Annotated in this window: 16 protein-coding genes and 1 pseudogene; 7 read left to right on the forward strand and 10 right to left on the reverse strand. The window is 32.7% G+C overall.

What is annotated here, in order from left to right:
* Positions 1–53: 53 nt before the first annotated feature.
* Positions 54–1481: an ATP-dependent DNA helicase gene (locus tag ACN0WY_RS05755; RefSeq protein ID WP_330486902.1), complete on the reverse strand. Its 1428-nt coding sequence runs from the start codon at positions 1479–1481 to the stop codon at positions 54–56.
* 102 nt (positions 1482–1583) lie between these two features.
* Here ACN0WY_RS05755 and ACN0WY_RS05760 point away from each other — a divergent pair, with 102 nt between their 5' ends.
* From ACN0WY_RS05760 to ACN0WY_RS05775, 4 genes are all read left to right on the forward strand, one after another.
* On the forward strand, positions 1584–2318 hold the full coding sequence (locus ACN0WY_RS05760) for a hypothetical protein (protein WP_330486903.1): 735 nt from the start codon (positions 1584–1586) through the stop codon (positions 2316–2318).
* A complete protein-coding gene (locus ACN0WY_RS05765) occupies positions 2293–3123 on the forward strand; it encodes a DUF3822 family protein (protein WP_330486904.1) in 831 nt (276 codons plus the stop codon). The genes ACN0WY_RS05760 and ACN0WY_RS05765 overlap by 26 nt, the downstream gene beginning before the upstream one ends.
* Complete coding sequence (locus ACN0WY_RS05770) at positions 3123–3677, forward strand: RsmD family RNA methyltransferase (RefSeq protein ID WP_417799792.1); 555 nt, start codon at positions 3123–3125, stop codon at positions 3675–3677. The genes ACN0WY_RS05765 and ACN0WY_RS05770 overlap by 1 nt, the downstream gene beginning before the upstream one ends.
* A gap of 138 nt (positions 3678–3815) precedes the next feature.
* The gene (locus tag ACN0WY_RS05775; protein ID WP_330486906.1) at positions 3816–4094 is read left to right on the forward strand and encodes an STAS domain-containing protein; all 279 of its coding nucleotides are present in this window, start codon (positions 3816–3818) and stop codon (positions 4092–4094) included.
* Between the two features lie 61 nt (positions 4095–4155).
* Here ACN0WY_RS05775 and ACN0WY_RS05780 read toward each other — a convergent pair.
* The 4 genes and pseudogenes from ACN0WY_RS05780 to ACN0WY_RS05795 form a co-directional block, all read right to left on the reverse strand.
* Positions 4156–4541: pseudogene (locus tag ACN0WY_RS05780) on the reverse strand (ATP-binding cassette domain-containing protein); the annotation flags it as partial.
* Between the two features lie 42 nt (positions 4542–4583).
* On the reverse strand, positions 4584–5519 hold the full coding sequence (locus tag ACN0WY_RS05785) for a type IX secretion system membrane protein PorP/SprF (protein WP_417799793.1): 936 nt from the start codon (positions 5517–5519) through the stop codon (positions 4584–4586).
* A gap of 10 nt (positions 5520–5529) precedes the next feature.
* Positions 5530–11772, reverse strand: coding sequence for a PKD domain-containing protein (locus ACN0WY_RS05790; protein ID WP_417799794.1), 6243 nt, complete (start codon positions 11770–11772; stop codon positions 5530–5532).
* A 251-nt stretch (positions 11773–12023) separates the two neighbouring features.
* Positions 12024–12392, reverse strand: coding sequence for a hypothetical protein (locus ACN0WY_RS05795; protein WP_330486908.1), 369 nt, complete (start codon positions 12390–12392; stop codon positions 12024–12026).
* 200 nt (positions 12393–12592) lie between these two features.
* On the opposite strand from ACN0WY_RS05795, the gene ACN0WY_RS05800 reads away from it, so the two are divergent.
* The gene (locus ACN0WY_RS05800; protein WP_417799795.1) at positions 12593–14710 is read left to right on the forward strand and encodes a response regulator; all 2118 of its coding nucleotides are present in this window, start codon (positions 12593–12595) and stop codon (positions 14708–14710) included.
* A 46-nt stretch (positions 14711–14756) separates the two neighbouring features.
* Here the strand turns inward: ACN0WY_RS05800 and ACN0WY_RS05805 are convergent, their stop codons facing one another.
* The gene (locus ACN0WY_RS05805) at positions 14757–16379 is read right to left on the reverse strand and encodes an ABC-F family ATP-binding cassette domain-containing protein (RefSeq protein WP_330486910.1); all 1623 of its coding nucleotides are present in this window, start codon (positions 16377–16379) and stop codon (positions 14757–14759) included.
* A gap of 178 nt (positions 16380–16557) precedes the next feature.
* Between ACN0WY_RS05805 and ACN0WY_RS05810 the strand changes: the two genes are divergently transcribed.
* Positions 16558–17916, forward strand: a complete 1359-nt coding sequence (locus ACN0WY_RS05810) for a hypothetical protein (protein ID WP_417799796.1) — start codon at positions 16558–16560, stop codon at positions 17914–17916.
* Positions 17917–18042: 126 nt separating this feature from the next.
* Positions 18043–19842, forward strand: a complete 1800-nt coding sequence (locus tag ACN0WY_RS05815; RefSeq protein ID WP_417799797.1) for a DEAD/DEAH box helicase — start codon at positions 18043–18045, stop codon at positions 19840–19842.
* Positions 19843–19916: 74 nt separating this feature from the next.
* On the opposite strand, the gene ACN0WY_RS05820 is transcribed toward ACN0WY_RS05815, so the two are convergent.
* The 4 genes from ACN0WY_RS05820 to ACN0WY_RS05835 all read right to left on the reverse strand — a co-directional run bounded on the left by ACN0WY_RS05820 (position 19917) and on the right by ACN0WY_RS05835 (position 23525).
* On the reverse strand, positions 19917–20450 hold the full coding sequence (locus ACN0WY_RS05820) for a GNAT family N-acetyltransferase (protein WP_417799798.1): 534 nt from the start codon (positions 20448–20450) through the stop codon (positions 19917–19919).
* A gap of 27 nt (positions 20451–20477) precedes the next feature.
* Positions 20478–21308, reverse strand: coding sequence for a prohibitin family protein (locus ACN0WY_RS05825; protein ID WP_330486914.1), 831 nt, complete (start codon positions 21306–21308; stop codon positions 20478–20480).
* A 36-nt stretch (positions 21309–21344) separates the two neighbouring features.
* On the reverse strand, positions 21345–22244 hold the full coding sequence (locus ACN0WY_RS05830; RefSeq protein WP_330486915.1) for a cation diffusion facilitator family transporter: 900 nt from the start codon (positions 22242–22244) through the stop codon (positions 21345–21347).
* Between the two features lie 87 nt (positions 22245–22331).
* Entirely contained in the window at positions 22332–23525 is a 1194-nt protein-coding gene (locus ACN0WY_RS05835; RefSeq protein WP_417799799.1) for an efflux RND transporter periplasmic adaptor subunit, read from the reverse strand.
* Positions 23526–23534: the final 9 nt, after the last annotated feature.

The following is a 23534-nucleotide window of genomic DNA, read 5'->3' on the forward strand; positions in this document are numbered from 1 at the left end:
CTAACATATTCATTGGTAAAGTCTATTTAACTAAAAAGAAAATGGATACTTCCTTAATCTAAAAAATACTCGTCTTTAAAACCTATCAAATACAATTTTTCTTGTGCACGCGTAACAGCCGTATACAACCAACGTAAATATTCAACCGAAGCTCCATCTGGTAAGTATGGTTGCTCTATAAACACTGTTTTCCATTGCCCCCCTTGTGACTTATGACAAGTCATAGCATATGAAAACTTTACCTGAAGTGCGTTGAAATACTTATTTTTCTTCACTCCCATAAATTGCTTATACTTTGATTTTTCATGGGCAAAATCCTCCTTTACAGCTTCATACAAACGGTTTGATTCTTCGTATGTTAATGACGGGCTTTCACTACTAAGAGTATCTAGGAGTAAAACGGTTTCAAAAGGTTTCATATCAGGATAATCAATCATACGAACTTCTACTTCGGCAAACTTAAATCCGTATAATTCTTTAATTGAATTGATACGCATTACTTCACAAATATCACCATTAGCAATAAAACCAGCAGACGAAGAATCTTTTAACCAATAGTAGTTATTTTTCACCACCATCACGTAATCTCCTGTAGAAATCTCGTTTTCTTGTCCGCGAATTTTAGTTCTTATCTGTTGGTTGTACTGATTAGCTCTCTTATTTGAACGTACAATAATAGCAGTATCTTCCACGCCTATATCTCCATCATAAGCCATTGTTATAGCATCTTGTATATCATATCCGTCCTGTAATCTAATAATATCAGGATAATTTACATCAAACTGAAAATGTGTTGAATCGTTCTGAATTAATAAGCGTAAATCGGTTGCATTCGCCAAAATACCTGAGCCTTCTTCTTGTCGAACCACTTCGTCTAACTCAATTTCGGTAACTTCTTTATTAAATTCAAACGAAAGTTTGTCAGCTTCTAAAGCTGGACTCATAGTTAATTTTACGGGTGGTAACTGTGCAGTATCCCCTATAAAAATAATTTTACAATTTTTTCCTGAGTATACATACGAGATTAAATCATCCAATAAAGAACCATTTTCAAATAGTTTAGCGTTCTGCTTTTCATCAGAAATCATAGAAGCTTCATCTACTATAAAAAGTGTATCGGTGTGCTTATTCGGTTGCATTACAAAGTTTACAGCACCACTACTTTGTTTTTTTGGAAAGTATATTTTTTTATGAATTGTAAATGCCTGTCGGTTAGAATATCCTGAAATTACCTTAGCTGCACGCCCTGTAGGTGCTAATAAAACTGCTTTTTGACCTATCTTCCATAAATTATGTACAACAGTACTTATTATAGTTGTTTTTCCTGTTCCTGCATATCCTTTTAATAAAAATAAAGCACGATTGTCATCTGAAAAAATGAAGTCTGTTAAGACATCTAATAACTCATTTTGTTTTTCTGTAGGAGTATATGGGAACTTTTGTAGTATTTCTTTATAAAATTTCGAAGCAGTTTGTATCATATTTCAAATAATATTCAAAGATAAGTCTATTTATAAATAATTATTTTCATCATTGAAAAAAAATTGTAGATTTGCGAATATCATACATTAAAAATTAAAAAAATGAGTTTATTATTAATGATTTTAGCAGCTGTTGTAGTTGCAGTTCTTTTAGCATTACTTGTTGTTAAGTTTGTTCCTCTAAAAATGAGATGGTTAGTCTCTATTTTACTATTAGGAGCAACTGTCTTTTTAGTATATAAAATTTATAATGGTGTTATGGAGCCTATCAATTTTAACAAAGACAAGAGAGTACGTTATGCTAAAGTTATTAAGAATTTAAAGTTGATTCGAGACGCTGAAGTAAAATATAAAGAAGTTTACGGAACATATACCAACAATAAAGATACGTTACTTACCTTTATTAAAAATGGTCAATTAGCTATTACTGAAACTAAAAACGTTGAAAAAACGGTTGAATTAGGTGGTGGTATTACTAAAGACATCTCTGTTAAAGTTGTTGATACTGTAGGATATGAGCCTGTATCAAAATATTTTGAAGGTAAAGAGTATGCTACTATGTTTGCTGTACCGGGTACAGAAGAGCAATTTGAATTAGCTACAGGTAGAGTTGAAAAAGTTGCTGGTTTAGAAGTTCCTGTTTTTGAAGCTAAAGTTTCTAAGAAACCTATCTTAAAAGGAATGAACCCATCTTTAATAAAACAAGAATTAGAAGCTATTGAAACAGATCAAATTAAAGGTGAATTTGTTTCTGTTGGGTCTTTAACTGAAGTAACTGTAGGTGGTAACTGGCCTCCTTATTACGATAAAGGTGAAGCAATTGCAAAAAAAGAGTAAAAAAAATAGCGCTTTTGCGCAGCATAAAAGTCTATCCATCCAATTTAGTTTGGATGGATTTTCTTTTTGTATCTCTAACTCAGATACAAAAGAAACTCTTCTTTTTACTGAATATACCTTTACTAGTTCTATCGCTTCCCCAGAACTGTTACTAGATAAAATCATGTATATTTTTGATACTGACAAAGACTTACAACAAGACTTTACAGCTGTTTTTGCCATTCACCAAAACAATTTAGCTACATTAGTTCCTAACAAACTTTTTGATAGAAACAATCTAGTTCCTTATTTAAAATACGATGTAAAAACACTAAAAACAGATTTTATTACTTACGATTTACATACTATAATAGCTGCTAATACAGTTTACATACCTTATGTAAACATTAACAACTATCTTTTTCAAAATTTTGGGGAATTTGAATACAAACATCATTCAACAGTTTTAATTGATAAGCTACTTACTTATTCTGAAAACGATTCTGAAGAACAATTTTTTGTGCATGTTTCTTCTTCTCATTTAGATATTGTCGTTTGCAAAGAAGGTAAATTATTGTTTTACAACTCATTTTCTTACAATACAAAAGAAGATTTTATCTATTATATTCTTTTCACCGCTGAACAGCTACAAATGGATCCAAACTCTTTCCAATTGACTTTTATCGGTGATATTGAAAAAGAGTCAGATATATACTCTATTACTTACACCTACATTCGAAATATTCACTTTATGAACCCTGTAAATAGTTTTTTTGCAGGCAGTGAAGATTTTTCGAATCATTCTAATTTTATACTTATAGCCTAATGCGAATTATTTCTGGAACATATAAAAGTAAAAGAATTACAGCTCCTAAAAACCTGCCTGTACGACCAACAACCGATATGGCAAAAGAGTCTTTATTTAATATTTTAAATAACTTCTATTACTTTGAAAATATTTCGGTATTGGATTTATTTGCTGGAACAGGAAATATAAGCTATGAATTTGCCTCTCGAGGTACTGAAGCTATTTATGCGGTTGATGCTCATTATGCGTGTATAAAATTCATTAATCAAACAGCAAAAGATTTAGGCATGCCTATTAATAGTTACAAGAGTGATGTATATAAGTTTTTAGAAAAAACACCTCTTAAAACGGATGTTATTTTTGCTGATCCTCCTTATGACTTTGAGGAAAGTCAGTTTTTAAAAATAGCCGATATAATTTTTAATCGTAATTTATTAAATGAAGACGGTCTTTTAATAATTGAGCATTCTAAACACACAGATTTATCTCAGCACCCTTTTTATAGCTACGAAAAACGCTATGGAGGTAATGTTTTTAGCTTTTTTGAAATTATTGAAAGTAATAAAGAATAATTCAACCTATTCACTCAGCTATTTATTCATCCATCTACATTAACCATCCAACGATAGAAACCTGAATGCTAACGAAATAGCCTTGTTTTTCTTCAAAATACCTCATAATTTTAGTGTATAAATTTAAAACGATGTATTATGGAGTTCAAAATTAAAAGTTCTGATAACTATTTAAAAATATCAGGTGATTTAACCGTAGCTAATGTGAAGCTTTTTGAAATAATGATTTATTCTTTTATCAAGAAATATAAAAACATTGTTGTTGACATAGGTAACATTACCAATATTGATACTCTTGGGGTTAACTCAATAGTCGAGGCGTATCAGTTTTCTTTAAAAAAAGAAAAGAATTTACTTTTTTGTGGCAAGGGATCAAAAGATATTATGGATGAATTATATTATAGAAATGTGGCCTAATAAAACAGCCGCAATTAATATTGCGGCTGTTTTTATTTTTTAAGTAATTATAAAATATAGCTTAAGAGTACATTTTTTCTCTTAATTCTTTTACTTTAGGGTCTTCTAAATACTCATCAAAAGTAGCATATTTATCAATAATACCTTTAGGTGTTATTTCTATCACTCTATTCGCTACTGTTTGTGCAAACTCGTGGTCATGCGGAGTAAATAACACAGTTCCTTTAAAATTAATTAAAGAATTGTTCAGAGCTTGAATAGATGCTAAGTCTAAGTGGTTAGTTGGCTCATCTAACATTAAAATGTTAGTCCTAGTCATCATCATACAAGATAACATACAACGTACTTTCTCTCCTCCAGATAATACATTGCTTTTCTTTATAGCTTCTTCTCCAGAAAAATCATTTTCCCTAAGAAACCTCTTAAAAACACTTCCTCTCTCTCCTTTCATCCCCTAGATAGAGCTGCTCCCCAATTCAGTTCTATTTCTTACTTTCCATCCCAATAAAAAGGAGGCTTTCTTTTGTTTCTTTTTATTTCTGTTTTTCCTAAATCAAATGCTATACTAATTTCATGTGAACCACTATTATATGGGCTCACATTTGATAAATAACTTTCATAACTATATCCTAGTCGAATGTTATCTTTTACTCGTATTTGAAATAATCCTGCTACAGCGTCATTCAAACGATGAGAGAACCCAAATTCAATTTGCTTATTTAACAATACTCCTAATGATATATCAGTTGACCACGGAGCTCCCTTAGTATATCTCGTTAAAAAAAATGGTTTTAAACTTACGTTATCATTTATCACAAAATTATACCCTGATGAAAGATAAAAAATCATGCTATCTGTTGCCGAAGTTACCATACCATTTCCTCTGTCATAATACTCGTTTCCTAATAAATTCAATGCTGATAAGCTTATGTATAACGCATCTGTATAGAAAAAAACTCCAGTACCTATGTTTGACATAAACTTATTAATGTTCTGACTAAAAAGAGGATCATTTGTTATTCCTAAACTTTGTAAATCTACATTTACAAAGCTTCCTCCTCCCTTTAATCCAAAAGATAAAGTTGTTTTATCTGAAAGCTGAATAGCATACGAAACATCGGCATACAAATGGGTTTCATTCAACACATGCACCTTATCAAAGACTGCTGAAAACCCTATTCCTAAATTATTTCCAATACCTCCATGTAATGCTAATGAACCAGTTCTTGGGCTTCCCGGCTCATTAACCCATTGACTACGTACACTCGTGGTTACTGTAAAAAAATCATGGGTACCTACATAAGCTGGATTTAGCAGACTAAAATTGTTATAATATTGAGAATATAAAGGCTCTTGCTGACTATATACGGCAGATACACTCAATATAATAATTACTACTATATTTATTCTTTTTATAAAATTCATTTTGATTTTTTTAGTAATTAATATAAACCCACCCCTTTAGTACTCGTTTATCTCCATCAATACTTAGTACATAAAAATAGCTACCTGCCGGGAGTTTTTTATCTTGATTGTCACCTTCACCATTCCAATTATTTTGATAGTTTGTAGAATGGTATACTCTATTTCCCCATCGGTTATACACTTCTATCTTATTACTTGCGTATTTATGCAATCCTTTTATGATAAATTCATCATTTATACCATCACTGTTAGGTGAAAAACCTTTGGGTATGGTTAATCCTCCTGAATCACAAATATCTCCTATTCCATTAGCGTCTAAATCTTTTTGATCAGCATTAGCGGTGGTTGGACAGTTGTCATTTTCATTCAACACTCCATCTCCGTCTATATCGTTATCACAGATGTCAGCTATTAAATCGTTGTCTAAATCAGTAGCAGTAAATGTAACAATAGCCTCTTCTGAACTTGATAAGCCGTTAGCATCTATTACAGTTAAAACTACCGTATGCTCAGTTAACGTAGGACAAGTAAAGTTTGTGTTACTTAAACTCATACTAACAATACCCGAAGCATCATACGAACCATCATTTATATCTTCTGAAGCAATTATTGCGTTTCCATGAGCATCTAATTCTACTTCTATATCTTTTGTTATTGCAATAGGAGGTGTTACATCTTCTACTCTTACAATAGCGGTACAAGTATTTGTATTTCCGCTAACATCTGTCACTGTTAAGTTAACCATATTATCCCCTACATTTGAAGTATCAAAATTGGTAATATCTAAACTCATAGATGCTATTCCACAAACATCTGTACTCCCTTTATCTATATTATCTGCAGTAATAGTTATCATTCCTGAATCATCTAACTGGACTGTAATATCTTGACAGATTACTGTAGGGACAGTGGTATCTTCCACTGTTACGGTTGCTATACACGTATCACTATTCCCATTTACATCAGTAACAGTTAAGGTTATCGTATTCACTCCTATATCAGTACAATCAAATGTGGTTTTATCTAAACTCATTGAAGAAATTCCACAAGCATCCATACTTCCATTATCAATATCAGCAGTGCTAATCGTTGCAATTCCTGTGTCATCTAATGAAACTGTAATATCTCGACAAACTACTGTAGGGACAGTGGTATCTTCCACTGTTATGGTTGCTATACACGTATTACTATTCCCATTTACATCAGTAACAGTTAAGGTTACTGTATTTACTCCTATATCAGTACAATCAAATGTAGTGTTATCTAAACTCATTGAAGAAATTCCACAAGCGTCTATACTTCCATTATCAATATCAGCAGTGCTAATCGTTGCAATTCCTGTGTCATCTAATGAAACTGTAATATCTCGACAAACTACTGTAGGGACAGTGGTATCTTCCACTGTTATGGTTGCTATACACGTATTACTATTCCCATTTACATCAGTAACAGTTAAGGTTACTGTATTTACTCCTATATCAGTACAATCAAATGTGGTTTTATCTAAACTCATTGAAGAAATTCCACAAGCGTCCATACTTCCATTATCAATATCAGCAGCGGTTATTGCTGCATTTCCTGAAGCATCTAACGGTACTGTAATATCTCGACAAACTACTGTAGGGACAGTGGTATCTTCCACTGTTACGGTAGCAGTACACATATCACTATTCCCATTTACATCAGTAACAGTTAAGGTTACTGTATTGACTCCTATATCAGTACAATCAAATGTAGTATTATCTAAACTCATTGAAGAAATTCCACAAGCGTCCATACTTCCATTATCAATATCAGCAGCGGTTATTGTTGCAATTCCTGTGTCATCTAATGAAACTGTAATATCTTGACAGATTACTGTAGGCTGCGTATTGTCTTCTACAGTTACGGTTGCCGTGGCGGTATTACTATTTCCACTGGTATCTGTTACGTTTAATGTTACCGTATTAATTCCAACATCCGAACAATTAAAAGTAGTTTTATCAAGACTTATTGAACCTATTCCACAATTATCATAAGAGCCATTATCTATATCAGCAGCAGTTATCGTTACAACCCCTGAAGCATCTAACGGTACTGTTATATTCTGGATTAAGACCGTAGGTGCTGTAGTTTCTGTAGTGTTTATATATGCTTTTTTAATAATTGTTTTACTACATCCGTCAATATCAGTAACTGTTAAGCTTACATCAAACTCTCCATTTTCCGTATAGGTATGCGTAGGGTTTGATAAATTGCTCGTAGTTCCATCACCAAAATCCCATAACCAATCTGATGGAGGTCCATAGAAAACAGTAGCATCAGAAAACCTAACTGTTAAAGGGTCACAACCTGTGGTTACATCAGCAGAGAAATCTGGGTTGGCCCCTATAACTTGTATAAATTTTGATTTCGTATTGGTATTTGTAAACCCTGTTATAGCCGTTTTTATAGTTAAACTTACATTATAAATCCCCACAGATTCGTAGGTATGGCTAGGATTTTGTTCGGTAGATGTATTGCCATCACCAAAATCCCATAACCATTCTTCTATGGTATCATTTCCTTCTATGGTAGATTCATCTGTAAAGTTTACCGTAAAAGGTCCACAACCCAAAGTATCATCTACACTAAATTGCGCTTTTGGGATTACTATTTTTATTAAATCTGTCACTTTACTAGTACATCCATTCATAGTATCTCTTACCATAAGGTTTACTGTATAATCTCCTGCTGCTATATATGTATGTATTGGGTTTTGTGCTGTTGAAGTACCTCCATCTCCAAAATCCCAATTCCATATATCTGGTAAGGTAGATTGATCTGTAAAAAACACAGTATGCGGAAATGCTTGTCCTACTCTAGGGTTTGCATTAAACTTTGCTTTTGGTGATTGTACACTAAACGTTTTGGTTATAGTACTTTCCTTTCCTGTAATATCAATAACTTTTAGTTTTATTTCAGCATTAATTGTATCAGTATATATATGTGTAGGATTTTGTTCTGTTGAAGTATTGCCATCTCCAAAATCCCACTCCCAATTTACAATGGCTCCGTTAGGTGAAGATGAATTATCAGTAAAGATTACCTCATTTCCTACACAATACCCCCCTGATATTGTAAAATCTACCAATATCTCATCAGACTCGTAAGCACCTATATCTATTGTTGTGCCTAAAATACGAGCCTTATTTCCTAAATCTTTCGCTTCACTATTGGCTGCGTTATTTCCTTCGTTTAAAAGTGATGAGGTGTTTTGCAAGCCATAATCATTATTCGCGGCATCGGTAAAAAGCGGGACAGTTCCTACATCGCCACTACCTGCTGTGGCAGCAATATTATTACTGCCATCGGTAATATTCGGTGGTATTTCGCCATTGTTACCTGTGGTACTGTTGTAAAAAGCACAGTAAGCTACCGTTCCTATTCCTCCACCACTAGGATTATCATCGTTGATATTACCATTAGTTCCTGTATTATCAAAAAATATGGTATTAATCGCTTCTAAATTCCCTCCATGAAAGTGGACACCTCCTCCTTTGTTTGCTATATTGTTAGCTACCGTACAGTTGATAAGTTTGGTTATTCCATTTTCTACAGAAAATGCACCACCGTTTGCAGATGCTTCATTATTATAAAAAGCACTATTATAAAGGGTTAATGTGCCCGTACTAAAACTTACAATAGCTCCTCCAATACCATTCGTCCCATCACCTTGAGTTATATTGTTTTTAAAAATACAGTGATTAATGGTATTGTCGTTTCCATTGTTATAAACACCTCCTCCCGAACGTCCTATAGCTATCGGGTTATTTTCTGTTCCATCGGCATAGCTATAAGCTATAATAAAGCCATCTAAAGTACTGTTGCTGTTGGTCATCCTAATTATGGTATGGCTATCACCAGCATCAGGGGTCTTATTGTCATTAAAATCTCCACTTAAAACGGTTGGGTTGACTGTCCAATCTCTATCATTTAGAGCAGTTTCTGTACCTGCAAAACCGCCGTATAGGCTAACGCCTTCAGGAATTTCAATAGCTGTAGTTTCATTTAAGGGTTTATAGGTCCCTTTAGCCACCCATATTTCGGTGATATTAGAACATATATATGTTTGCCAAATAGCATCTTGCAAATTATTATAAGCATTGGTCCACGAGCTACCGTCATTTGTACCACCACTTATCGAAGCATTGACATAAAGTGTGGTAGCTGTTGGGTATGAACAGCTGGCTACGCCTTCATAAGCACCGATGTTTACTGTTGTGTTTTGCACACGATCTTCTCCTGCAACATCATAGGGGGTTCTTTCGGTAGTGTTGCCATCGCCATCTAAATCAAAACTGTCTGTGGGGAGGTTGGCGTTATTTCCTGTATCTACAGCAGGACTTGTGGCTATCAAACGTAAACCATCATCTGAGGTAGCCCATATACCATCTTTTCCTTTAGGCAAAGTAGGAACTATAAAAGGATTAGCTGTAAGTTGAGTAAAGCCAGTACCAGTATAATTTTCAGAAAAATTATCAGCTCCCATAAATGTACTCCCTCCTAAAGAGGATATATCGGCGCCATTTCCGTAAAAAATAGTATTATATAGCGATGTATTAGAGGCATAACTATGCATTCCGCCACCGTTAGTTGTAGCCGAGTTATTAAAAAAAGTAACATTAACTAAGCTTGCAGGAGAACTTTCATTGAATATCCCAGCTCCATAGCCAGCTCCGTCTAAAGACCAGGTAGAAACACCACCAGCAGCACTATTATATATAAACACTGTATTGGTGATAGTTATCGAAGAACTAGCTTCGTTATATATACCACCACCATGACCATGACCACTGGGTTCGGTTCCACCATAACCTCCTACAACTTTATTATAAGCAAAAATAGTATTTGTGATAGTTGGTGAAGAAGCTGAATTAAACATACCTCCTCCGTAGCCATTGTCACTAGGTTTAAATCTATAGGTTTTTCCTTGTACTGTATTGTTAGTACATAACAAATTTAAAATAACTGGTGAAGAGGAAACATTATACATTCCACCGCCACCATATTGAGCTTTGTTTTCACTAATAGTAATATTCTTAAAAATTGGAGATGAAGAAGCATTGTATATTCCTCCTCCTCGATTATTATGTATTACTTGCCCTCCAATAGTTACACTTCCTATATCATGTATTGCAGCCCCTTTTGTCATAGTAAAACCTTCAATAAGAGCTGTATTGTTAAGGTTCGTGGTAACTAATACATGTACCGTATTTGTAGTACCTAAGTCGCCTGATAGTATGGATGGATTTGTAAAATCCTGGGTATTAGTAGCTGGGTTATAACTCCCTTTGAGTTTGATATTTTTATTCATCCAGAAATAAAACTCTGTAGGGTTAGTAAGTGTTGTCCCGGGTGCTGAGTTAGGATGATACGTGCCCGAGGCAACCCAAATTTCTTCACCGTCATCGATACAGTTTAGCGCATCTTGCAAATTGGTAAAGGCATTTACCCAAGAGGTACCGTTGTTGCTACCTTTAGCATTGCTATCTACATATAAGCGCGTGGCCACTGAACAAGGCGGTGGTGCAATGGTAAAAGTTGTTGGGTCATTTTCTCCAGCCTCATTAGAAACGCTATTTCCATTAGGATCTGGGTCAGTACCGTTATCAGACAAATCATCCACAGTAATTATAGTATCAGAAGCTGAAATGATACTTTGACTGCTGTAATTACCTATTCCAAGACCCTGATCTGTTACATTTGTTACTTGGATAACTAGTCGTATTTGGGCTCTTCGGCCAATTGCTAAAGTGCTTCCGCCTGTAATTATTTGCGTGTTTATATTTCCGTTAAAATCTGTATTTAAATTAATTGTTCCTGGGTTATCAATAAAACTAGGTTGGCTAATTACTGTATAATTTCCAGTACCAAAAACGGCATCTAAATCATCACTTAAACTTAATGATGATAGGTCAACATCACCTAAGTTTTCAATATAATAGTCAAAAGTTACTTGCTGTGCAGATACAGTAGCATCTTTTGCCACACCAATAATTGGGTCAGCTACCAATAGGCTTAAGTTAGTAAATACTTTAGTTGACATGGCTTGGTGTGCTTCACCATACAGATAATTACTTTTATCTTCTAAGTCGGCTTTACTTACATTATTTCTATCGGTAACCGAAGTTTTATACTCTACTCTGCCAAATGCTGTTGTTAGAGCAGCAACCTTTTGAGTTATTATTGAAGCTATTATTAACACTAAAAAATAGAGTAGTCTTTTTTTCATAATTATATTTATAAATATTAAAGGCGCCAATAATTAAATTATTAACAACTGATACTAGTTTATAATCTTGATGGGTAAATTTTCGCCAGAGCCATACAATACTTTAAACCTAAATAAGAGGTTCTTAATAAATTAAAAAGCACTTAATTTCCTGAAACGGATAATAATTACCTGTTGCATTGTACCCATACTCTTGAGCCAAAGTTTCCTGTAAATATTTCTAGTAAAATAGAATTTGTAGTTTTTAAATCTTAGTTTATGGTCAACTCAGGTAGACTTATCATAATCATTGTTCCATTTGAAGTTGAAAGTGTATACCCACCGAACTCATCTATTTCTAGAGTCAATTCTCCACCTCCTTCATAACGATAATACCCTTCTACACTGTGAGTTCTTATTAAAACTCCCCAATGTTCTTCAGGGTAATTATATCCAGCTATTTTTGTAGCTGCCAAATCAATAAAATTAACAACTCCCATTCCAGGAACTTCTAAATAACCGTTCCCTAAGTTGCCTATTTTTGATTTATTATGATGGTTTACTATATAATCTTTTCCTGTTTCTCGATTTTGAAAGAAACAATCATACATATAATTGTTTACAATGTTTAATGTATACATATTATTAATTTTTATATGTTGCAAATATGATTTATATCAACATCAATATTGTTTCAATCATACTCATTATCGTTTCAAAAACATAAAAAACTAATAATAAACTACTTAAATCCTAGTAAAAACTGGTTTAGGAAGTAAAATTGACTTTTTATTGCATAAAATAGGACTGTATACATAATAGATTAATATATTTGACAGGGATGTTTTATAAGAAAATAGCTAAACTATATAATAATTTAACTAATATTGGAGTTACTGATAAGCTCTCAAAGCTTGAACGCAAAAGGGTTCGATTACTCAATATTTTTATTTCCAACTGGTTTTTAATTGAACTCGTTTTAATCTCCGAAGATATTTTTAACAAAGGAACTTCTTCTTTACCTGTTTTTATACATAGTGGTAGTATTATTGGATTAGTAGTTACATTATTTTTACAATTTAAACATAAATTTCAAGCTGCACGAATACTATTTTTCTCTCTAATTTTATACAGTAATTTTATGTTTTGTAATTTTGCTGAAAGAGGTGGTTATATTGAGTACTTTTATATAGTCGTTCCTGTTTTTTTATTATTATTCACAAACAATAAGTACTTACTTTACAGTGTTTTTATAATATCTTATTTACTATTTGTTATTCCTATTCATATTTTCCCTATTTACCCCAAAGGTACTTTTGGCTCACCAATACTTATTTTAGTTCAGTTTATCATTTTCTTTTTCCTAGTACAATATTTCAAAAATGTGAACACTAAAAGTGAAGAAATCCTCGAAAACCAACGAAAACAGCTGGAAGAACTTAACGAATTTCAATCTCAGTTTTTCATCAATGTTTCTCATGAAATCAGAACTCCTCTTACCTTAATTAAAGGTGAAATAGACCAATTAGAACTTTTAAAGGGATCTGCATACGAAAAAGAAGGTTTTGATATTAAAAACCGCCTAAACAAACAAGTCAATAAAATTAAAAACATAGTTGACGATGTGCTTGATTTAGCTAAAATGAAGGAAGCTAATTTTAAAATATCACCTACTCCCTACTTAATAAATAAGTTAATTGATAAACTCTATACCTCTTTTGAACCTTTATGCAACCAAAAAGAAATTGTTTTCACTGTTAAAAAAGAAAAAAATGAGTGCTGGGTATCATCTGACATTATTTTTTTAGAAAGAGCGTTAAATAACATTATTCTTAATGCTATTAAATACACTCCTAAAAAAGGAAACATTACAGTTTCTTTAAACAAGCTAAACGAACAAATTATCATCTCTATCAAAGACTCTGGTATTGGAATTGCTAAGGAAGATATTAATTTAATATACAACCGTTTTTATCAAGTTAAAAATGATATTAATAAAGCTGGTGGTAGCGGTGTAGGATTGGCTTTTAGTAAAGAAATCATTGAATTACATCAAGGGAAGTTAATTGTAGAAAGTGAATTGAGAAAAGGAAGTACATTTACAATAATGTTACCTCAAACATCAAAAATTAACACAAAAGAAAATTTAGAAGAAATAACGGTACAACATACCTATGAAGAATCCTTTACTCATAAAAAAGTAACCAGCTCAGAGATAACAAAACCTTATGCTATTCTTATCGTTGACGACAATTTTGAGATGCGAGCTTACTTAAAAAAAATTTTAAATCAATATACTTGTTTTGAAGCAGAAAATGGAAAGGAAGCTTTAGATGTTCTATCTAATGAAAGAATTGACTTTATGGTAACAGATTATATGATGCCCGTAATGGATGGTTTAACTTTAATTGAAAAGATTAAAGAACAAGAAATCTATGTTCCTATTTTAATGCTAACTGCACGTACCGACTCTACAAGTAAGTTAAATGTGTTACGCTTAGGTATTGATGATTATGTTAATAAGCCTTTTGAAAAAGAAGAACTATTAATTCGAATACAAAATGCACTACACAATAATGCAAATAGAGCACAATTTATTGAAAGAAATAATATATCTAAAAAAGAATTAGATCAGAATAACCATTGGATTATTGATATACAAAAATTCGTTTATAAACAATGTTCAAACCCAAAAATGACTCAAGACGATATTGTAGCGTATTTTAGTACTTCAAGAAGTTCTTTAAATCGAAAAATAAAAGCAAAAACAGGCCTAACTCCAAATCAGTTTATTACCGAAATTAAATTGCAAAAGGCACGTGACTTACTTGAGCAAAATCCAACTATTTTATTAAAGACATTGGCTTTAGAAGTTGGGTATTTACATACCACCCATTTTTCTAAAATATACAAACAACGTTTTGGAGTTCTACCTATGGCAAAAAACAATCAAGTATAAACAAAAAGAGAACCTAATTAGGTTCTCTTTTTAATCTTTAAACTTCTTAAGAGTACATTTTTTCTCTTAATTCTTTTACTTTAGGGTCTTCTAAATACTCATCAAAAGTAGCATATTTATCAATAATACCTTTAGGTGTTATTTCTATCACTCTATTCGCTACTGTTTGTGCAAACTCGTGGTCATGCGTAGTAAATAACACAGTTCCTTTAAAATTAATTAAAGAATTGTTCAGAGCTTGAATAGATTCTAAGTCTAAGTGGTTAGTTGGCTCATCTAACATTAAAATGTTAGCCCTAGTCATCATCATACGAGATAACATACAACGTACTTTCTCTCCTCCTGATAATACATTGCTTTTCTTTAGAGCTTCTTCTCCAGAAAAAATCATTTTCCCTAAGAAACCTCTTAAAAACACTTCCTCTCTCTCCTCTTCAGTTTGTGCATATTGACGTAACCAATCTACTAAATTCAATTCTCCATTTTGAAAGTAAGCAGAGTTATCTGCTGGCAAGTATGACTGTGTAGTAGTTACCCCCCAGCTGTATTTACCTGAATCAGGTTCATCATTACCTGAAATTACTTGATAAAAGGCAGTGGTTGCTTTAGAGTTTTTAGAAATAACAGCTACTTTATCTCCTCTATTCAAGTTGATATCGACATTAGAAAACAGTAAATCTCCTTCTGCATCCTTTTTTAATAACCCTTCAATGTTTAAAATTTGATCTCCTGCTTCTCTATCTCTCTCAAAAATAATAGCTGGATAACGACGTGAAGAAGGCTTAATTTCATCAACATTTAATTTCTCTATCATTTTTTTACGAGAAGTTGCTTGCTTCGATTTTGCAACGTTTGCAGAGAAACGACGAATAAACTCTTCCAATTCTTTCTTCTTATCTTCTGCCTTTTTATTTTGTTGCGCTCTTTGTTTCGCTGCTAATTGAGAAGATTCATACCAGAAAGTATAGTTTCCTGAGTAGTGATTAATTTTTCCAAAATCAATATCAGAAATATGAGTACACACAGCATCTAAAAAGTGACGGTCGTGAGATACTACTATTACAGTATTATCATAATTAGCTAAGAAGTTTTCTAACCAAGCAATCGTTTCAAAATCCAAGTCGTTCGTTGGCTCATCCATAATTAACACATCTGGATTACCAAATAACGCTTGTGCCAATAATACACGTACTTTTTTCTTAGAATCTAATTCCGATAATAGGGTATAATGATCTTCTTCTTTAATCCCTAAGTTAGACAATAAACTTGCAGCAGCAGCATCAGCATTCCACCCATCCATTTCTTCAAAACGAACTTGCAACTCTCCTATTTTTTCTGCATTTTCATCAGAATAATCAGCATACAAAGCATCTATTTCCGATTTTATTTTATGCAGTTCTTTGTTTCCCATTAACACAGCTTCTAAGGCAGTATACTCGTCAAAAGCATAATGATCTTGTGTTAATACAGACATTCTTTTTCCTGGTTCTAAATGAACTTGACCGGAAGTAGGTTCTTGTTTTCCTGATAAAATTTTTAAAAATGTAGACTTTCCAGCTCCATTTGCTCCGATAATTCCGTAGCAATTTCCTTGTGTAAACTTAGTATTTACTTCATCAAACAAAACACGTTTTCCAAACTGAACTGATAAATTAGAAACTGATAACATGTATATTTTTTTTAATTCCGTGCAAAAGTATGAAAACTAAAGACTATAAAAGAATTTGCATGGAAGTTTTTAACATCTTACTTTTGGCTCGTTTTTAATTCTTTTTAACAACGAATTAACAGCCTAATATTAAAGAGTTATCTATTTTTGGACTCTGATATTTAGGGTAATTTAAATCATGATTAAGTATTTTATACCTCTCATATTAATTGTATTTGTTGGATGCAACCAATCTGACAACAATAAACCTACCTATTTTGGGGGTAAAATCATCAACCCTAAATCTGACTTCGTTGTACTAACTGATAATTACGATTTTAACGATACTATTCCTCTTGGTAAGAACAATACATTTTTAGGTAGCTATCATAACTTTAAAGAAGGATTGTACATTTTTCACCACGGTAATGAACTTCAGTATGTGTACATGCAACCTTCTGATAGTTTGTTAATTAGGTTAAACACTTGGGATTTTGACGAATCGCTGGTTTTTAGTGGGATGAATGCTGAACGAAATAACCTATTAATTGAGTCTTTTTTACAATACGAACAAGATTATAAAAACACTTCTAAATACCTCTCTTTACCCCAAAAAGAGTTTATTGCTAAAATTGATTCAATGAGGGCGATGAAAAGAGAGATTCTTGAAAACTATACAACCCGTAGTAATGATGCTTCTGGTTTTGTAGATATTTTTGATATTTCTTTAAACTTTCCTTTGTATGCTAAACTAGAAGAGTACGCGCTTCAAAGTTTCAACAAAGAAACACCCGAAAAGATTGATAACTCGTACTTTAAGTACCGTAAAAATGCTCCGATTAACAAAGATTCGTTGATGTTTTATGGTCCTTATTATAGATTTATTATTGAAAAAATAAAGAATGATGCTTATCAAAAAAGTGGTGGCGTAAAATCAGACACCTATACACAAGACTTATTGTATGCGATTGATGAAAATGTAGCTCTTGAAACGGTAAAAAACAAAATGCTGTACAACGCTGTTATTCGTAATTTTTATGAAGAACCAAGCAGCGAAATGAAAAGCGAAGCTTTTTTCACTTTTTTTAAATTAAACACCGATAACGAGCATAAAAAAAATGTGCAACGTTTAATTAATGATTTAAAAATATTAAACAAGGGAGAAAAATTACCTTCTTTTAAATTAATTGCTGCAGATGGTGAACTAAAAGATTTTTCAAGCATTTCTAAAAACAAAAACACCGTTGTTTTATTAAAAAACTACGAATACGCCTCAGACGATTGGGTTTCTTCTCGCTTTAATTATTTAGTTAAGAAAAATCCCAATATTAACTTTGTCCTTGTTAATTTATGTGACTCTTCTAAAAGGTTTACAAAAAATGTAGATGTAAAATACCAATACACCATCCCTAGCGAGAGTGCTGTATGCGATTTTACTACTAGTAAATTTCCACGTATGATTTTGGTTGATAAAAACGGAGTTATTCAAAATGGTTATACTAGTTTATCTGCAAAAGATATCAATCTTGAAATCAGTAATTTACAAAAAACAAAATAGTTAACCTCTATTCATTTTATTTAGTGTACTTTTGCACCGTCCAAAAAAAATCGTACTAAACGATTTAATTAATAATTAATTATAGAATTCGCGGAGGGGCATCTGTGGGTTCTCTAAAAACACAGTATGTCAACATTTTTAGATTTAGGTTTGCAAGAACCTATCAATAAGGCATTAACCGATTTAGGTTATGAAAAGCCAACAGTAATTCAAGAAAAAGCAATTCCTCAAATAATTTCTTCTACAGAAGATTTAAAAGCATTTGCACAAACAGGTACAGGTAAAACTGCTGCCTTTAGTTTGCCTATTATTGAACTTGCTGATCAAACAAGCACACACACACAAGCAATCATTTTATCTCCTACTCGTGAACTAGCAGTACAAATAGGAAAAAATATTGAAGATTTTTCAAAGTACTTACCCAATTTAAAAGTCGCTACTGTTTATGGTGGGGCTAATATTGAAGAGCAAATAAAAAAACTTAAAAAAGGGGTTCAAATAGTTGTAGGTACTCCTGGTAGAACTGTAGACTTAATTAAAAGGAGAGCCTTAAAGCTTGGTAATGTACAATGGCTTGTACTTGATGAAGCTGATGAGATGCTTAATATGGGGTTTAAAGATGAATTAGACCAAGTTTTAGAAGCAACCCCAAAAACAAAACAAACATTATTGTTTTCTGCTACTTTTCCTAGAGAAGTAGAAGATATCGCAAAAAATTACATGACTAATCCTGTTGAAGTTACTTCAGGACAAAAGAATCAAGGTTCAGATAATGTAAGTCATGAGTATTATTTAGTAAATGAAAAAACTCGCTATCCTGCTTTAAAGAGAGTTGCTGATTTAAATCCTGATATTTACGGAATTGTTTTCTGTAGAACACGTAGAGAAACACAAGAAGTGGCTAACAATCTTATTAGAGATGGCTATAATGCCGATTCTTTACATGGTGATTTATCACAAGCTCAACGTGACTCTGTAATGGAAAAGTTTCGTAAAAAGAACATTCAAATATTAGTCGCTACTGATGTTGCTGCTCGTGGATTGGATGTTAACAACCTAACACACGTTATCAACCATAAATTACCCGATCAAATTGAAAACTACAACCACCGTAGTGGTAGAACTGGTAGGGCTGGTAACAAAGGGATTTCTATTGCCTTAGTAAGCAAGAAAGAGCAAGGTAGGTTACGTCCGATTGAACGTATTATAAAAAAACAGTTTGTTCACACGCCTATTCCTTCTGGTAAGGAAATATGTCAAAATCAATTATTCCATTTAATTGATAAAGTGCATCATGCAGAAGTAAACACCGAACAAATTGAAGGGTTTTTACCAAGTATTTACGAAAAATTAGAAGAGTTAAGTCGTGAAGAGTTGATTCAAAAATTTGTTTCTTTAGAGTTTAACACCTTCTTATCTTACTACGAAAATGCTCCTGATTTAAACAACCTATCTTCAAGAGAAAATTCTAGAGGACGTTCTTCTAGTGAAAATATGACTCGTTTCTTTATCAATTTAGGAAGAAAAGATCGTTTAAATCCAGCCAAGTTAATTGGTTTAATCAACGATCAGAACATCGGTGATAAAATTGAAATTGGTGCTATAGACATTTTAGATACTTTTTCTTTCTTTGAAATTGATAAAAACTTCGAAAAAGAGACCTTAGATGCTTTTGCGGCTAATGATCCTGACTTTAATGGAAGATCTGTAAATATTGAGGTTACTAAAAACGACCGTAGTAATGGTGGTGGAAGAAAACCGCGCAGAAGTGGTGGTAGTGGTTTCAACGGAAAAAAACGTAGAAGTGATAAACCTACTGATAACAAAAAAGGGGTTGGAAGAAGACGTAGTGAAAACAGCGCCTCTAGAAGAGGAGATAACAAAACTGCTGCTGCGGGATTTGGAAGAAAACGCAGAAGAGACTAACTAAAAAAGTGTTACAAATAAAAAAACAGCTCGTTTGAGCTGTTTTTTTTTTTTCTTATATGATGCAAATTAATTTAGTCATTCTTTAATTTACTGTATATTTCTAAATCTGTAAAAGTATTTCCTGTTAGTAATTCTCCTTCTCTTTCAACTCCCTCTAACTTAAAACCTAATCTTTTAGGAATATTTTTACTTGGCGTATTTCCTACAGCACATTTTATTTGAATTCTATTCATTTGTAATTTCGTAAAGGCAAAATTGCATAATTCTTTTACTGATTTTGTCATAATACCTTTACCCTGCTCCTTTTCAGAAAGCCAATACCCTATTTCTGTTTTCTTATTTAAAACATTGGTATCTTTTAAACCAATTAACCCTATAAATTCGTTCTGTTTTCTGATTGTAAAAGTATGTTCTAGTTTTTCTACAGGAACATTAACAACCGAACTTACAAAGCATTCAGTATCTTTTAATTCTTTAGTATATGCCACAAATGGTAACCATGTACCTAAATATTCTCTTTCTTTATTAATTGTTTTGAAAATATCAACTGCATCATTTAACTCAAGTTCTCTCAATGCTATATCAGAGTCTACTTTTAAAATCACTTTTTCTTTTTTAATAAAACACAAAAACTACTGATTCCCTAAAATAATAGGCATTCCACTTTTCCCAGAACCAATAATAACGACTTTACTATTGTTAGAGTTTGCTAACCTATTGGTAGCTTCTATCCCTTTGTCTTGTAAGATTTTATCGGTTAATGATGCACTTAAAATTCTATTGGCATCAGCTTTACCTTTTGCTTCAATAATTTGCTTTTCTGCTTCTTTTTGAGCGGTTACTAACCTAAATTCGTATTCTAACGATTCTTGTTCTTGTTTTAATTTTCGTTCAATTGCTTCTTTAATAGTTGATGGTAACGTTACATCTCTTACAAGAATTTCGTTTAATTGAACATATTGTTTTTCTAATATTTTCTTTGTCTCTATAAATATTTCATCTTGAATCGCATCTCGTTTACTAGAATACAACTGCTCTGGTGTATAACGACCTACAACGCTACGTGCTGCTGAACGGATTGCTGGCTGAATTACACGTTGTAAATAATTTTCACCTAGTGTTTGATGTAAGTTTCCTAAATCTTTATAAACTGGTTGGTACCAAGCCGAGGCATCTATTTGAATTTCTAATCCGTTAGACGATAATACTTTCATTTTTTCGAAAAGTTCTTGTTGTCTTACTTCATATACATGCACTTTATTCCAAGGAGCAACTACATGAAACCCTTCTCCTAATGGTGGTTCATCTGTTACGACTCCTCCTCCAAACGTTTTATACAATACTCCCGCTTCTCCTGAATTGATTGTTACCGTAGATTTTGCTATAAAAATTATCAAAACGATGGCTACTGGAATTAACAATCCGAATTTTGGAAACTTTAACTCTACTTGATTTCTTGTCATTTTTTTTATGTTTTGTACTCAAATGTACAATTAAATTTATGAACCACAGTTTTCATAACCGCATTCTTGTGATGTAAACTCAAGCTCAAGAGTAATATGTTCTAAATGAAAATCATCGTGTAATACCTGTTTAATTTCTTGCTTTATTTCATGGCTTTTTTCCCAAGACATTTCTTTTTCTTCTAGTACTAAATGGGCTGTAAACACGTTGTATTCTCCATCCATAGTCCATAAATGACAATCATGAATACTCTCTACCCCCTCCATCGCAACTATTCTTTGTTGAATTTCTTCTACAGAAACATTTTCTGGAGTTCCTTGTAATATAACTCTAAGACTCTCTTTTATGTTTTTATACACATTATACAGTACAAATCCTGCAATAGCAATAGATAAAACAGGGTCTAATACTGGTACCTCCCAAAATTGCATTACTATACTTGCAATCAACACTACTCCCCAACCTAACACGTCTTCTAATAAATGCAATGAAACTACTCGTTCGTTAATTGAAGTTCCTTTTTTTAACTTCAATACAGCAGCACCATTTACTATAATTCCTAAAACAGCCAACCACATCATTCCTTTGGCATCTGCGTTTTCTGGATTGATAATTCTAGGAATTGCTTCTTTAATAATAAATACTGAACCTATCACTAATACTATCGAATTGATAATAGCACCTAAAAGAGAAAATCGTTTATATCCATAAGAATACTTCTTTGTTGCCTTTTTTGTCGATTTTTTTTGAAAATACCAAGACAGTCCTAAACTTAAGCTATCGCCTAAATCATGCAAGGCATCAGACATAATGGCCAAACTATTCGTGTAAAAGCCTCCAATAAATTCGATAATTGTAAATGCGAGATTAAGAAAAAATGCTACAGCTATATTTCCTGTAGAGTTTCCATGTGAATGATTATGGTTGTGTCCCATGTTTTTATTAATTGACTTTAAATGTATGAAAAAGATGCATTACAACTAAACAAGCGATTATAGATTAAATAATCGCTTGTTGTTTTGTTAATGAGCATGGCCTTCCATTCCGCCTGCCATTTGTAATAACTTTCCTTTTAAAAAGTGTGCTCCTTTAGTTACAATAGTTACGTTATAATTTTCTTCTTGAATTGTTTTTATTGCGACAAATCCATTATCAGAACCTCCAACAGTCACCTCAACAGGTACGAATTCATCTGTTGACTTTTTAACAAAAACAAAATGCTCTCCTTCATTTTCTATAACTGCTTCTTCAGGAACAGCGTATACTTCCTCTCCTCCCAACAAAATTTGAGCATTGATAAACATTCCTGCTTTTAATCGGTTGTGTTCATCCTCAAAATGCCCATGCACATTTACCGTTTTCGTTTGGTCATCTACTTTCTGACTAATTAATTTAATATATCCTCTATAAGCTACATCAATTCCGGACGGTTGAAATTCAAACTCATCCCCCTTTTTTATTTTTGTTATATCCGTTCCAAAAACATTTAACTCCGCATGCATATGATCATTATCTATTATTTCCATCATCTCCGAGTTCGCTGCTAAAAACATTCCTTTGTTCAAATTGTTCTCTACAACATAACCAGAAATCGGAGCCTTTACATACACATATTGCTGAATTCCATTGGCTGCCACTATAGTAGGCGATAATCCTGCCATTTTTAACTGTGCTGCATAGCTATTCGCTAAACTTTTTGCCGATTGATAACTTCCTTCTGCTATTTGAAATGATTTTTTGGAGGTAATATCGTTTTCTAACAACATTTTCTTTCTTTCATAATCTGCCTTAGTTACTTTTAATTTATTCACTGCTTCAAGGTAAGCATATTGTAACTCTATAAAGTTAGGGTGCTGTAATACCGCTACTGTTTGTCCTTTTTTCACCTTATCACCAGGCAACAAATCTGTTTTATAAACAAACGCTTCCAAAGGGGCATATATAGTGGCTTTGCTTTGTGGTGGCACCTCTATTGTTCCGGTTACTGCTACTTTTTCTCTAATCTTTCTCTTTTCGATTGCAGCTGTCTCTATTTTAGCTGTTACAATTTGCTGTTGAGTTAAATGAATTCCATTTTCATTATGCTCTTCATCATTTGTTACATTTTGTGTTGTTTTTTTTACTGTTGCATGGTCGTGATCTGAATGATCTTCTTCCTTTTGTTTGCAACTAACAACGATAATGATAGTTACTACTAATATTACTAATTTTTTCATGTGTATATT

The organism is Tenacibaculum sp., from assembly GCF_048269885.1.
Lineage (GTDB): Bacteria > Bacteroidota > Bacteroidia > Flavobacteriales > Flavobacteriaceae > Polaribacter.